We start from the raw sequence: 14164 nt of genomic DNA on the forward strand, positions 1-14164 counted from the left end.
AAGAGCTAGTATACTATAGTAGTATGAAAAATTTTTCCCAATAAAGCGAAGGAGAAGTTCCACACTCTTTCATATAAATCTATGATTAATCAGAGTAATAATGAAAGGAAGAACATGAAACCATTTACTGAAAAAGTTATCTCGATTATTCAAAATATTCCAGAAGGTAATGTGATGACCTATGGCCAAATTGCTAAATTAGCTGGTAGTCCACGAGGGGCGCGGCAGGTTGTCAGAATCCTTCACTCTATGAGCGAAAAACATCGTCTGCCATGGTATCGAGTCGTTAATTCGAAAGGCTTGATAGGTATAAAAGATGATGAGCATTTTCAGATTCAAAAGCTTTCCCTACAAAGTGAAGGGGTTGAATTCAGGATAGATGGTTCCATTGATCTTCAGGAATTTCAGTTCCATTCAGAGGTCATGTATGAAGACTAAAAAAATAAGGAAGGTTCCATAAAGAAAGGGTCAGCCCCCGCGGTATACCGTTCAAATTAAGTGTAAGTACTACTTATGAACTTGGTGTATAGCGAGCGTGGTCAGACCCTTTGGGCACCCTCTTTATCTTGTTACGCTTTCTTTTCAAATAACTCAGCAATTCCAACAATTACGTTTACGGCTTTGATCATATTGTCCACTGAAATAAATTCATATTTTCCATGGAAGTTCTCGCCGCCTGTAAAGATATTCGGTGTAGGCAATCCCATATAGGATAACTGAGACCCATCTGTCCCACCTCGAATCGGTGAGATTTTCGGTTCGATATCTAATTTTTTCATTGCTTCATAAGCAATATCTACAATTTCTTTGACAGGTTCAATTTTTTCTCTCATGTTGTAATATTGATCCGTCATTTCGAGAACAATGCTGTTATCACCGTATTTTTCTTTTAATTCGTTTACGATGTTTTCAAGTTTCGTTTTCTTCGCTTGGAATTCAACTTTATCAAAGTCACGTATAATATAAACGAGCTTCGTTTGTTCAACATCTCCTTGGAATGAAAGTAAGTGATAAAAGCCCTCGTAATTTTCCGTAAGCTCAGGTGTTTGTTCAGCAGGCAGCTTGCTTTGTAACTCCATAGCAATTTTCATCGAATTGATCATTTTCCCCTTTGCTGTACCAGGGTGGATATTCGTACCTTTAATGGTAATTTTGGCACCAGCTGCGTTAAAGCTTTCATATTCCAATTCACCAAGTGGACCACCATCTACTGTATACGCGTATTTCGCATTAAAAGCTGTGACGTCAAATTTATGAGGGCCGCGTCCAATTTCTTCATCAGGTGTGAAGGCAACACGGATTTTCCCATGCTTAATTTCAGGATGTTGAATTAAATAACGCATGGCTGTCATAATTTCGGCAATTCCCGCTTTATTATCAGCGCCAAGAAGTGTCGATCCGTCTGTTGTAATGAGGGTGTGACCTTTATAGTTCGATAATGAAGGGAAATCTCTTGGTGATAGGATGATATGTAGGGTTTCGTTTAAGATAATATCATTTCCATCATAATTTTCAACGAGCTTTGGCAAGACATTTTTCCCTGTGAAATCTGTTGCTGTATCAAGATGGGCTAAAAAGCCGATTGTTGGTATGTTCTTCGATGAATTCGCAGGCAAAGTTGCCATCACATATCCATTGGCATCCATCGACACTTCTGTCATTCCAATTTCTTTTAGCTCATCAACAAGCATATGACCCAGCTTCAGTTGACCAGGCGTTGACGGACAAGATAGACTTTCTTCATTGGATTGAGTATCCACTTTTACATAAGAAGTAAAGCGCTCAATGATTTCTTTGTTCATTTTAGTTCAGCTCCTTTTAGATATGTAGTATTATCTTATCACGATTAGATTGCATGTTCACATAGGGGGTTCTGAGACAGCATTTACTTAAAAAGTTTCAGAACGAGAATGAATGGTAGTACGTTACCGAAGATTATTCTATAACGGGTGTTCTTCAGCAAAAAGTGAATGATATTGTTCAGTGATGGGATTTCTACACTTCCTATGTTATAACTGTAGTACGATTTACAATTGAAGGGAGCAGAACTATTGCATTTTTTAGAAAAAATTCAACCTCACCTATTAAGCGAAGATATTCATATTAAGCAATTCGTCTTACAAGCATTGCGTGATTTTCCAAATATTCCAGAAGAGTGGACGGTAAAGCTGATTAAATGGATGGTTGATACTCATTCTATTTCTATGCTTGAGGATTTAAAAAAGCATCCAATGAACGAAGAAGCAGTAAGGATTCTATTAGAAGGAGCAAAAGCTGCAACTCCAGAACAGCTACATATGTATCAGCAGTTATTTGCGGTAGTGAAGCCAGAGTTAGCGATGAAGTACAAAGGAGAATTATCAGCTTTCTTACCTGAGGATGTCATTCGATTATATGACATTCTCCTGTATGGAGATGAGCGCCAAGTATGGATGGAGTATAGCCGGTTACTTGATGCATTAGACCATTCCCAGGAATATAATGAAGCCCTTTTTCAACAGACGAAACATACAGCAGATGTGCTCGCAAAAAAGGGTTGGATTACAGATGCGGAGCTTGCTCATTTATTAAACGAAAATTTGAATGAGGACTATTTCAATTTTGCAGGGATCTTTACGGTCTATTTAATAGGAGTACTCAGAAAGAATGAGTATCTATCATTACTCGCAGGCCTATTGACGAGAGAAGATGATGTATTATTGGAAGTGACAGCGGATGTACTGATCAGCTTTCAAAGCGATCAAGTGGTGAATGAGGTTTCGTTTTATATTACGAATCCTGATGCCATTATTTACGGAACGTCCATACTTGGGACGATTAAATCAGATTTGGCTGTACAAAAACTGATGCAAGCATTTAATGCATTAGAGTATGAAGAGGATGCAGCTTTTCTCATTGAAGCACTAGCGCACCAGTTAACTGAAAAGGCAAAACCATTCATTGACGGCTATATGGAAAAAGGCATTGAATCAATTATGATTGAATCAGAACAGCTAGCATACAGCTATTATAAGCTCATGGGGCATGATCATCCAAAACTGGAAAACTGGCGTAAGATTGCAGATGCTAAGAAAGGTTCTTTTTAGAGAGAAAGAAGGGGGTCTCGTAAGGGTCTGACCCTTGAGAAACCCCTTTTCCTCATACTCAAAATGACTGTAGAGTATCAGTTCTACTCCTTTTTGCTCACTTCAGCCAACGCCCAAACCGAGACACTTCCGCCAGTAACAGGGAATTCAGCAAAGCCGTCATCTGCAATCGTAATCCTATCCTGCCGATTATTTGTCAGATCCACCCATTCTTCACCAGCACGGTCTTCACCAACGAACATTCTTTTTTTACCACTATCACCATTAGAAACAATAACAGCACAGCCAGAATGTTCAATTTCTCGAACGCCACGGCGAACCCAGCCAATGACATTCTTATGATCGAAGTAATCTTCTTGATCGCCATATGCTTTATGATAACGGGCAAAGAGAAGAGGATCGATGTCTGCTTGTTTTCCTGGGATGGGCTCAGGCCCCCCAATTCCATAATAATCGCCATAAAAAACGCAAGGATAGCCATCTTTTCGAAGCAAAATCATTGCATAGGCAGCTTGTTTGAACCAATCTTCTACCCATGATTCTAATGATTCGTTAGGTTGTGAATCATGATTATCAACAAAAGTTACGACATTCATTGGATGGGATTGGACGAGAGTATCGTCAAATATCGTTTGGAGATTATATTTGCCCCGAGCTTTGGAAGCTTCGCAAAGTTTATAATGAAGAGCCACATCAAAGAGATCAATATTGTATTCGGTATGGTCAAGATAGGAGCGGCAAGCTTCCAAATCAGGATTCCAGAACTCCCCGACAAAATAAAAATTTTCCTTAGTATGTTCAAGCATGGTATTCGAAAAGTCGCGAATAAAGTCGTAGTTAATATGTTTAATGGCATCTAATCTAAACCCATCACATCCAACAGTATCGATCAGCCATTTTCCCCATGAGATCATCTCTTGGACAACATCGGGGTGCTCATAATCAATATTCGCAAACATTAAATAATCGTAGTTTCCAAATTCATCAGCTACTTTGTCATTCCATTTTTTATGTAAAATGCGGTAGATGCCTCTCTTGCCAGTTCTGGCATCGTAATCGGTACCATTAAAATGTTCATAGCTCCAAGTGAAGGTAGAGTATTGACCGCCACGATTCGGAAAAGTGAATTTTGTAAAGCCTTCAATTTCAAATGGCTCGGAAATCTCATCTTTTCGATTGAATGGGTCGACTTCAATTACCTCGAATACTTCCGTTTCATCTGCTCCTGCTTTATGATTCATGACCAGATCGACATAGACACTGATTTTGTGATCATGGCAGGTAGCGATTGCCTCGTGCAATTCATCTTTCGTGCCATATTTAGTTCGTACCGTTCCTCTTTGGTTAAATTCGCCAAGGTCGTAAACATCGTATACTCCATAACCGTTATCTTTAACAGATTGTCCTTTTGTAATTGGAGGAATCCATATACAGTCTATGCCACATTCCTTCAATTTTGGAGCGGCTTCAGTTAGCCGTTTCCAATGTGTACCGTCTGCCTCAACATGCCATTCAAAAAACTGCATCATTGTATGATTCCGATTCATTATTATCCCCCGTCTCGACACTTCGTTCTACACGATTGATCCTTCATGGTAGATGGTGGCGTTTTAACGCCATATAGGTTTTGCATGAACCAAGTTACCTTAAATTGTACCCTAGATAGCTGTTACTGAAAACCTTAAGAAATTCTTAAGAATTCTAGTAAGTAAATGTTAAGATTTACCCTTTAGAATGTAAATTAATTCAAACTAACTCTGATATAGTAAAGAAAGGAGTGTGAAAAAAATGACAAAACCTTTTTCTGTATTGGTAGTAGATGATGAAAAAGAAATTCGCGATGCGATCGAAATATATTTGAAATATGAGGGCATTACAGTCGTTCAAGCTTGTGATGGTATTGAGGCCATAGAAAAGTTGGATGAGCATCCGATTCATCTTATTATCCTAGATGTGATGATGCCTAGAATGGATGGGATTGCCGCGACTTTCAAAATTCGTGAACAAAAGAATATCCCGATTATTATTTTAAGTGCAAAAAGTGAAGACACCGATAAAGTATTGGGGCTTCAGGTTGGTGCAGACGATTATGTGACAAAGCCTTTTAATCCGCTTGAGTTAATAGCTCGCGTTAAATCACAGCTTCGTAGGTATGTGACACTTGGGACGTATGAAGATAGCAATAAGATCCTCAATTTGAACGGACTGACTCTGGACCCGGAAGCGAAGATTGTTGAGGTCAATGGAGAGGCAGTAAAGTTAACTCCGATTGAATACAGAATTGTTAAACTACTTATGAATCACCCCGGCCGAGTTTTCTCGATTCAAGACATTTATGAACGTGTTTGGAAAGAACCGAGCTATAATGCGGAAAATACAGTTGCCGTACATATTCGGAAAATCCGTGAAAAAATTGAAATTGATCCGAAAAATCCAAGGTATTTAAAGGTGGTATGGGGAATTGGGTATAAAATGGAAAAGTAACTATCTATTAATAATTTGGTTGGTTTTATTTACGTGTGGTTTAAAAGGGGTCTTTTTTATTGGCGATCATAGCAGCCGATATATAAACAAGGAATACTATGAAACAGACTTCTTTGAAAATCATTTCAGTCAGTTTGTGGATACTATTAATTTGCTTGAATTAAATGGCGTAACAGCAGAAGATGTGAAAAAAAAACTGGTTGTTACACCTGAGGAAATTGAAGAACACCGTTATCGATATGGCGGATTATCTGAACAGATTCAAAATATAAAAGATCAATACGAGAGTCGCATTTCGGACGCGAATCTAGCTGGAAATAAGGAATCAGCTGAAGCCTATACGAAAGAACGTGATAAAAAAATAGCAGACATCACGAAAAACTTTAATAGTGATGAGTATGTAGAAGCCAAGATCCGGAAGGAAAAAGAGCAGCAGATAGATCGTTCCTTTCAAGAACTTCAGGATAACTATCATAATGAATTGAATGAATATAAGGATGTGTTTAAGTATTATCTGAAAGACACATCAACGGGTAAAGTGTTCACCAATGTGAATATGGATGAAGGTGACCATCTTGATACTATTTTTACAAATAAAAGTATGTGGTATGTACGGACATTTCCGTCCGGTAAATATGGCTATCTAAAGCCAGGAAGTTATAATTCGGAATTAGAAGGCATTACAATAAACAGAACAAATAATCGATTTGAAGGAAAAATAGGCGTTTCAAAATCTGCTCCAGAAAACAATCCAGTGATACTAGATTACAAAAATTATCAAATTGATAAAGTTTACTTTTATACAATTCTTGGACTTACCGTTTTGGCTATATTTTTATGCTTGTATTTTTATCAAAAAATCAGGCCTTTTCAGCGGATGGTTGAAGTTAAGTGGATTACCCATTATGAGCGGATTCCAATCGATCTCAGGATGGTTATTTTCGGAATTATGCTGACAATAGCTGTACCGACTTTGGCTACTAATCTGGAACCTGGCAGCTATGGGGGCCTGGGTAATTATGGGGATGGTAATCCGGTAGATTGGGTAATAGATGTACTTGGACTTTTTTTCCTTACGATAATGATAATGATGTTAATCACGTTCCAAGCAGTCGAATTAATCCATGTTTATAAAAAGGGCAGTGGTCATCTAAAAGTTGAATGGGAGCGATCCGTTCTATCCCGTTTGTTTCAATCACTGCAGCAGTCGTTTCTATATACAAGTGTTGGTGTTCGGATAACGATTATACTATTTATTATTTACACTTGTGGTTTCGCCTTTTCTGCTGTAGTTTGGGAACCTAGACTTATTTTCGGTTATGTCCTAGGGTTACTATTTATTGGGCTGCCGACCGTATTGTATATATTCAATCGCACCGGTTATTTTAATAGGATCATTAAGCATACGAATGAGCTTGTAAATGGAAATATGAACGTTGATATAGAGATGAAGGGGAAATCGGTGTTAGCTGGATTAGCTCGAGATATTAATAGTATGAAACAAGGTGTTAAATCTTCGAAGTCTGAACAGGCTAAAAGTGAACGATTAAAGACAGAGTTAATTACAAATGTTAGTCATGATTTACGTACACCGCTTACGTCAATCATCACTTATTCTGAGTTGTTGAAGAATCCAAATCTAGCAGATGAAGATCGGAATGCTTATATTGAAATCGTCAATCGCAAATCCAAAAGATTGCAAGGATTGATTGAAGATCTTTTTGAAGCTTCAAAAATGGCAAGTGGGAGTATTAATCTTGTCAAGGAACAGGCAGATATTGTCCAGCTTCTACAGCAAACGCTTGCTGAGTATGACGAGAACATCCAAAATTCAACGTTGCAATTCCGTGTCAATTGCCCAGATTATCCCGTCTATGCCGTTGTTGATGGGCAAAAGATATGGCGGGTATTTGATAATCTGATCGGCAATATTCTGAAGTATTCGATGGAACAAACAAGAGTCTATATATCGGTTGAAAAAATGAACAGTCAAGCCGTAATTACGTTTAAAAATGTGACAAAGTATGAGCTTGGTGACAGTGTCGATGAAATGTTTGACCGATTTAAACGAGGAGATACGTCGCGTCATACAGAGGGATCAGGTCTAGGGCTTGCCATTGCCAAGTCCATTATGGATATGCATGGCGGAGATTTGAATCTTGAAATTGATGGAGATTTATTTAAAGTGACCGTGAAAATAAATACGATGTGAACTATAAAAGAAGGGGAATTTCCGTTATTTATTGAAACGGCTGAAATATGAGGAGATTGGCTGATAAAATATAGAAAATGGCCGATAAATTAGGAATTCGGCTGATATAGTACATGAATCGGCTGATAAAATAGCAAACAAGGAAATATTATTGATCTCAATTTTATTTCGACATGAATAAATGAATCGATGCGCTTCTTTTAATGTTATCAATCTAGTTTTGTTATTTATAACAGAAAAAATAGATGGTTAAAGATAGGTTTTACATGGAATTTTTTAAACAAGTTGCGCTTTAAATAAAGAAAGAGGGTGTCACCATTTTCTAATGGGACACCCTTTTTGTAACATAATGGATTCGAATTAGATGACACCTTGTGCAATCATATTGTCCGCAACTTTAATAAAGCCAGCGATGTTTGATCCAAGAACTAGGTTTCCTGGTTCACCGAATTCCTCTGATGCGCTTAAGCTATTTTCATAAATGTTTTTCATAATCGTTTGCAGTTTTGCATCAACTTCTTCAAATGTCCAAGCAATGCGTGAACTATTCTGTGCCATTTCTAAAGAAGATACAGCTACTCCACCAGCGTTTGCAGCTTTTGCTGGAGCAAAGAGAACGTCATTTTTGTGGAAAAGATCAATCGCCTCTAATGTAGAAGGCATATTTGCTCCCTCACCGATTGCTTTTACTTGATTCGAAATAAGGATTTCTGCATCAAATTCATCCAATTCGTTTTGAGTAGCACACGGTAATGCGATATCACAAGGAACCGTCCAGATACCTTTGCTACCTTCAAAATACATTGCATGCGGATGAATGTCTGTATATACGCTAAGTCGTTTTCTTTCGACTTCTTTCAGTTGTTTAACAGTAGCTAAATCAATGCCTTTTTCATCGTAAATATATCCATTTGAATCACTGCAAGCAACAACTTTCGCTCCAAGCTCAGTCGCTTTTTCAATCGCATAAATCGATACATTTCCTGAACCTGATACGGTTACTGTACTACCTTCGAAGCTCAAGCCTTTGCTTTTTAGCATTTCTTGTACAAAGTAAACGGCACCATATCCAGTTGCTTCAGTTCTAGCAAGGCTACCGCCATAGCTGATGCCTTTACCAGTAAGAACTCCAGCTTCATAACTGCCGCGAATGCGTTTGTATTGACCGAATAAGTAGCCGATTTCTCTCGCTCCAACACCAATGTCCCCTGCTGGAACATCAATATCAGGACCGATATGGCGATAAAGCTCTGTCATGAAGCTTTGTGTAAAACGCATGACTTCAAGATCTGATTTTCCTTTCGGATCAAAGTCAGATCCGCCTTTGCCACCGCCAATTGCTTGACCTGTAAGGGAGTTTTTCAGAATTTGCTCAAAGCCAAGGAATTTAATAATGCTTGCGTTCACAGTCGGGTGAAACCTAAGTCCGCCTTTGTATGGACCGATTGCACTATTAAATTGAACACGGAAGCCGCGATTTACTTGAACTTTTCCCTTATCATCAACCCATGGTACTCTAAAGGTAATCATTCGCTCAGGTTCTACCATTCTTTCAAGTATGTTATGTTCAATATATTGTGGGTATTTTGCGAATACTGTAGTAAGAGAGAGGAAGATTTCTTTAACGGCTTGATGAAATTCAGATTCATGCGGATTGCGTTGTTTAACAAGCTCATATACGTTGTTTACATACTCTTCTGCTGCTTGTAATTGACCTTGTAATGGTTCTTGAACCACCATGATGTATCACTCCTTAAATAGTTTGCTTTTGCTTTGAATATATTTTATCTCTTACGGTTAACCTTAACAATCTGAATAATAGATAATAATCATGTCTTTTTGAGATGAAAGAATGAAATGACCTATTGAATAATTGATAAAAACGCCTCACTCTGCCCTTTTTTCAAAGGACTAAGAAGGCCAATTTTAATCACCACATTGTTGCAAATTCTAATAAGTCGTGGTTGTAAAGACATGGCCCCCTTTGCATTTTTCCTACAAAGCATGAGATGATAGAAATAAGCGTGAAAACTATTTTAAAGGATGTTTCAAATGAATATAAAAATAAAAAACAATTTCATCAATAAGTTGGTTAAAGGTTATCCATTAATTGAAAAAGATGCTGTAATAAATAGTCAAGACCTTAAAGAAGAGGGAAAGATCATCAGAGTAACGGATGAGAAAGGGAAATTCTTAGGTAAAGGGTATTATGGTATTCAAAACAAAGGAATTGGCTGGATTCTTACTAATAGCGAATCGGAAGAAGTAAATCAGTCCTTTTTTGATAAAAAGCTGCAAAAGGCGATTGCATTAAGAAAATCCTTCTTTGAAGACCCTGATACGACTGCTTTTAGAATTTTTAATGGAGAAGGCGATGGCATTGGCGGCATAATCATTGACTATTATGATGGTCATTTCGTCCTCAACTGGTATAGTGCGGGAATTTATGCATTTAAAGAGTTTGTGCTAAAGGCATTGATTAATAGTGTTGTGGTTAAATCAGTGTATCAAAAGAAACGCTTCGATACGAAGGGACAGTATATGGATGAAGATGATTTCGTCATGGGAGAACCACCGGAATTTCCGCTAATTGTTAAGGAAAATGGTGTGAATTTTGCTGTGTATTTAAATGATGGAGCGATGGTTGGAGTATTCCTTGATCAACGAGACGTCAGAAAGACCATTCGTGATACATATTCAAAAGGAAAAACGGTGCTGAATATGTTTTCTTATACAGGAGCTTTTTCTGTTTTTGCAGCATTGGGTGGAGCGATTAAAACAACAAGTGTTGACCTTGCCAATCGCAGCCTTCCGAAAACGAGCGAGCAATTTAGTATAAATGGTATTGACCCTAAAGAACAGAATATTGTTGTAATGGATGTGTTCCATTATTTTAAATATGCAATCAAGAAGAAGTTAATGTTTGATTTGGTGATTCTCGACCCACCAAGCTTTGCTAAATCAAAGAAATTTACCTTTAGTGCAGCCAAGGATTATAAAAATTTGCTAAATGACACGATTGCCATCACAGAGGATGATGGAATCATTGTCGCTTCAACGAACAGCAGCTCCTTTGATATGAAAAAATTTAAAGGCTTCATTGATGCAGCATTTAAAGAAAGTGGATCTACATATAAAATAGAAGAGCAATTCTCGTTGCCGGATGATTTTAAAACAATAAAGGAATTTAAAGAAGGAAATTATTTGAAGGTTGTTTTCATTAGAAAGCTGAAGTGATCACAAATGGTGATGACCAATCAGATTCCTACAATATATTATTAATAATATGAGTAGATAACACAATAAATGTTGTTTAGAGTAAAAGGCCAGGCTCTTTCTTTTGGAACATCTTCGTTTCACATGGAACACATACAAAACTAATATGGCGTTAAATCGCTACTATTTATTATGAAGGTTATATCATGAAGCACGCTACAAGCTCCTAATCACAATGGTGGCGGTGTGGAGCAGGATTTTGAAATGAAAGTACGTTTTTCTGCCATGTAGATTGGCTAGGTTAGTAAGTTGCGAAGCCCCGGACCCATGTTCTTCATACAAAATTTATTAAGAAGAAAAGAGGATGACCTTACTTGGGACATCCTCTTTTCATAACATTATACGGTTTCACTTGGTGAAAAAGACTTCCTCAACCAATTCTTCCCTTCAACAAGTCGTGTGACCATCATGGCACATACTGTGTTGCCTGTTGAGTTCAAAAGGGTTGCAGGAGCATCAATAATCGTACTAATTACGGCGATAATTGGCAGAACACTTGGTGGGAAGTCAAAAATGCTAAGAATCAACATTTCCCCAATCAAGCCACCTCCAGGGATGGCCCCCATTACCGCTCCGACTAAGAAAGAGACTGCAATAATACTTAAGATGTTTGACGGGCTTGTCATGTCTTTGCCAAACAAAGTAAACAAGAAGACAATTTTCAATACACCGCCAAAAACAGAGCCGTCCTTATGCATGTTTGCACCAAGCGGAATTACCGTTTCAGCAATATCCTTTGGTACTCCCATCTTACGAGTAGATTCAAGATTTGCAGGAATGCTGGCAGCACTTGAACAAGTAGCGATGGCCGTAATCGATGGCGTAAATGCATTTTTCCAGAAAATCTTAACACCTTCACTGCGCCCTGCAAGATAAGCGTATAACGTGAAGAATCCAAAATAGTATACGAGAGTTAATACGAGATAAAGAATAAATCCTCTGGCATATCCTTCAAGAATCTGTGGTCCGAGTTGACCGATCACCGCCGCAAAATAGGCACCAAGCCCAATGGGAGCATAATACATGACAATCTTGACCATTTTCATCATAACTGCTGTTCCGCCTGTTAGAAATGCAGCTACTGGCTTGGCCACTTCACCGGCCAATGCTGTAGCCAGGCCGAAAAGAACAGAGAAAACTATAAGTTGAAGCATATTACTTCGTGATAATAATAAAGAAAAATCGGAAACGGTAAAGGTATTTACAAGTTGCTCGAGCACAGAGATATCTTCTAATGAAGTTTCTGGTTTTTCCACTTGATCCATTAAACTTCTAATGGCAGAAGTATCCGTGCCTTCTAATGGGTTTATAATACTTGTTCCCGCAAAAGCGAGAAAAGCAGAAATAATGGCAGTCCCAAGGAAGACAATGAAAATACTCCCCATAATCTTACCAAGGCGCTGCATACCACCCATATTGGCGATGGCTGCAGCTATACTAAAGAATACGAGAGGAACAATCATCATAAACATTAAATTAAGAAACAGGTCACCTAACGGTTGTACAACAGATGTCTTTGTTCCGAAAATAATGCCAGCAAAACCACCAATTATGATTGCAATAAGTAACATCAGCGATGATTTATAATTGGAAAAAAAGTTTTTCAAAATATTTAATCCTTCTTTCATGAAAAATGATAACGATACATAGAGTTTATTATCATATGTAAAATACAGCTTTTCAATCTATTTTTTGAAGGGCTGTAGAAAAACTGTTTAATATTATTAGGAATGGGAGGGGTACGATGGCTTATGTAACGATTGAGCAAGGAATTGACTTATATTATGAAGAAAAGGGGACAGGAAGACCTGTGATTTTCCTGCATGGTGTTTGGATGAGCAGTCGCTTCTTTGAAAAGCAGCAATCGTTTTTTGCAGAGAATTACCGCTCTATTCTATTAGACTTTCGAAGTCATGGACGTTCTACTCATGTACACCATGGAAATACAGTAGCGACTTATGCTAAGGATTTGCATACATTTATTGAAAAAATGGATTTAAAGGGTGTTGTGCTCGTTGGCTGGTCGATGGGTGCTTTCGTCGTATGGGATTATATAAAGCAGTTTGGATCAGAAAATATACATTCAACCATCATAGTCGATGAGCTTGCTTCGGACTTTAAATGGCCCGACTTTGAAATTGGAGCCTTCGATATTGCGACATTAAGTGCCTTCATGACGGAAATCCAGACGAACCGTTCTAAGTTTTTGACAGGATTTCTAACATCCATGTTTAAAGATGAATTGAAACCGGATGAGGCAGCCTGGATGCTTGAAGAAGTAACGAAGATGCCTGAATCTATTGCGAGTGCAATTCTATTTGACCAGTCAATAGTGGATTACCGCGAGTTCTTGCCAAGTATCACGGTACCTACGCTGCTTTGCTTCGGTCGAGAAGAAAAGGTTATTCCTGTAGCAGCTGGTGAATATCTGAAGGGAAAAATATCAGGTTCACAACTCGAAATCTTTGAAAACAGCTGCCACTGTCCATTTATAGAAGAAACAGAAAGGTTTAATGAGGTGGTTGATCGGTTTATACAAACAGAATAGCTGATACGAAAAGCATGGTTATCTTGCCATGCTTTTTTCATCGAATACATTTATTAATGAATCTTCCCACCAGAATTTTCTTAAAAAGGATAGGGAGGGAAATGGTGGTTAAATATAATACAAAACAATTAAGCTTGAAAGCAGAAAATTTTTTAAAACTAATTTGGAAAGTGATTTTCGTCTTTTACTCAGGAGATATCCGGTACTACCGCTGCTGTTCGCTTTACTTTTATGAGAGAACGATCTAACGAATAGAAATCAGATAGATGGGGGAATAGACAGGTTTAAAATTAAACCAAAATGTTCGAAATGTAGAAAAGGGATTAAAGGTAATGAAGAGGTCTATATACTGATGAAATACCTCGCAAAGAAAGGGGTTACTGAAATTAGCCTATTTACAAAACGAGGTCAGTTTATTTGTGAAAAGTGGATTGAGAAGTAGTGTAGTTATAAATGATTTTTGAAATATCACCACTTGATGAAAAATACAATTATCAAATTAGCTTATCTGTTATTTATTCCCTATACAGTTGATTTTTATGGAAATAACGATACTAT

The 14164-nt window shown here is 37.8% G+C and carries 10 protein-coding genes; 6 read left to right on the plus strand and 4 right to left on the minus strand.

The genetic code is table 11. The features are described from left to right. Positions 1-114 precede the first annotated feature (114 nt). Entirely contained in the window at positions 115-438 is a 324-nt protein-coding gene (locus V179_RS0124760) for an MGMT family protein (protein ID WP_028393852.1), read from the plus strand. Between the two features lie 131 nt (positions 439-569). Here the strand turns inward: V179_RS0124760 and pepT are convergent, their stop codons facing one another. Then, positions 570-1802 (minus strand): peptidase T, encoded by a 1233-nt coding sequence (gene pepT, locus V179_RS0124765; RefSeq protein WP_028393853.1) that lies wholly within the window; start codon positions 1800-1802, stop codon positions 570-572. Positions 1803-2051: 249 nt separating this feature from the next. On the opposite strand from pepT, the gene V179_RS28695 reads away from it, so the two are divergent. Beyond that, positions 2052-3086: a hypothetical protein gene (locus tag V179_RS28695; RefSeq protein ID WP_034302579.1), complete on the plus strand. Its 1035-nt coding sequence runs from the start codon at positions 2052-2054 to the stop codon at positions 3084-3086. Between the two features lie 83 nt (positions 3087-3169). On the opposite strand, the gene V179_RS0124775 is transcribed toward V179_RS28695, so the two are convergent. Beyond that, the gene (locus V179_RS0124775) at positions 3170-4633 is read right to left on the minus strand and encodes an alpha-amylase (RefSeq protein ID WP_028393854.1); all 1464 of its coding nucleotides are present in this window, start codon (positions 4631-4633) and stop codon (positions 3170-3172) included. 241 nt (positions 4634-4874) lie between these two features. Here V179_RS0124775 and V179_RS0124780 point away from each other — a divergent pair, with 241 nt between their 5' ends. Together V179_RS0124780 and V179_RS0124785 are read left to right on the plus strand one after the other, a co-directional pair. Further along, complete coding sequence (locus V179_RS0124780) at positions 4875-5570, plus strand: response regulator transcription factor (RefSeq protein WP_028393855.1); 696 nt, start codon at positions 4875-4877, stop codon at positions 5568-5570. Beyond that, entirely contained in the window at positions 5548-7782 is a 2235-nt protein-coding gene (locus V179_RS0124785; RefSeq protein ID WP_028393856.1) for a HAMP domain-containing sensor histidine kinase, read from the plus strand. The genes V179_RS0124780 and V179_RS0124785 overlap by 23 nt, the downstream gene beginning before the upstream one ends. A 360-nt stretch (positions 7783-8142) precedes the next feature. Here V179_RS0124785 and gdhA read toward each other — a convergent pair whose 3' ends face one another. After that, positions 8143-9522 carry an NADP-specific glutamate dehydrogenase gene (gdhA, locus tag V179_RS0124790; RefSeq protein ID WP_028393857.1) on the minus strand — a complete coding sequence of 460 codons (1380 nt, stop codon included), beginning with the start codon at positions 9520-9522 and terminating at the stop codon, positions 8143-8145. 303 nt (positions 9523-9825) lie between these two features. On the opposite strand from gdhA, the gene V179_RS0124795 reads away from it, so the two are divergent. After that, a complete protein-coding gene (locus tag V179_RS0124795) occupies positions 9826-11019 on the plus strand; it encodes a class I SAM-dependent rRNA methyltransferase (protein ID WP_028393858.1) in 1194 nt (397 codons plus the stop codon). A gap of 377 nt (positions 11020-11396) precedes the next feature. Here V179_RS0124795 and V179_RS0124800 read toward each other — a convergent pair whose 3' ends face one another. After that, positions 11397-12665, minus strand: coding sequence for a dicarboxylate/amino acid:cation symporter (locus V179_RS0124800; RefSeq protein ID WP_028393859.1), 1269 nt, complete (start codon positions 12663-12665; stop codon positions 11397-11399). Positions 12666-12802: 137 nt separating this feature from the next. Between V179_RS0124800 and V179_RS0124805 the strand changes: the two genes are divergently transcribed. Next, positions 12803-13606 carry an alpha/beta fold hydrolase gene (locus tag V179_RS0124805; protein WP_028393860.1) on the plus strand — a complete coding sequence of 268 codons (804 nt, stop codon included), beginning with the start codon at positions 12803-12805 and terminating at the stop codon, positions 13604-13606. The last annotated feature ends 558 nt before the right edge of the window (positions 13607-14164 follow it).

It is taken from the genome of Bacillus cihuensis, from assembly GCF_000504145.1.
Lineage (GTDB): Bacteria > Bacillota > Bacilli > Bacillales > DSM-1321 > Peribacillus > Peribacillus huizhouensis.

Coding starts and splice junctions, on each gene's coding strand:
- V179_RS0124760 (WP_028393852.1), top strand. CDS start 115: ATGAAACCATTTACTGAAAAAGTTATCTCGATTATTCAAAATATTCCA.
- pepT (WP_028393853.1), bottom strand. CDS start 1,802: ATGAACAAAGAAATCATTGAGCGCTTTACTTCTTATGTAAAAGTGGAT.
- V179_RS0124775 (WP_028393854.1), bottom strand. CDS start 4,633: ATGAATCGGAATCATACAATGATGCAGTTTTTTGAATGGCATGTTGAG.
- V179_RS0124780 (WP_028393855.1), top strand. CDS start 4,875: ATGACAAAACCTTTTTCTGTATTGGTAGTAGATGATGAAAAAGAAATT.
- gdhA (WP_028393857.1), bottom strand. CDS start 9,522: ATGGTGGTTCAAGAACCATTACAAGGTCAATTACAAGCAGCAGAAGAG.
- V179_RS0124795 (WP_028393858.1), top strand. CDS start 9,826: ATGTTTCAAATGAATATAAAAATAAAAAACAATTTCATCAATAAGTTG.
- V179_RS0124805 (WP_028393860.1), top strand. CDS start 12,803: ATGGCTTATGTAACGATTGAGCAAGGAATTGACTTATATTATGAAGAA.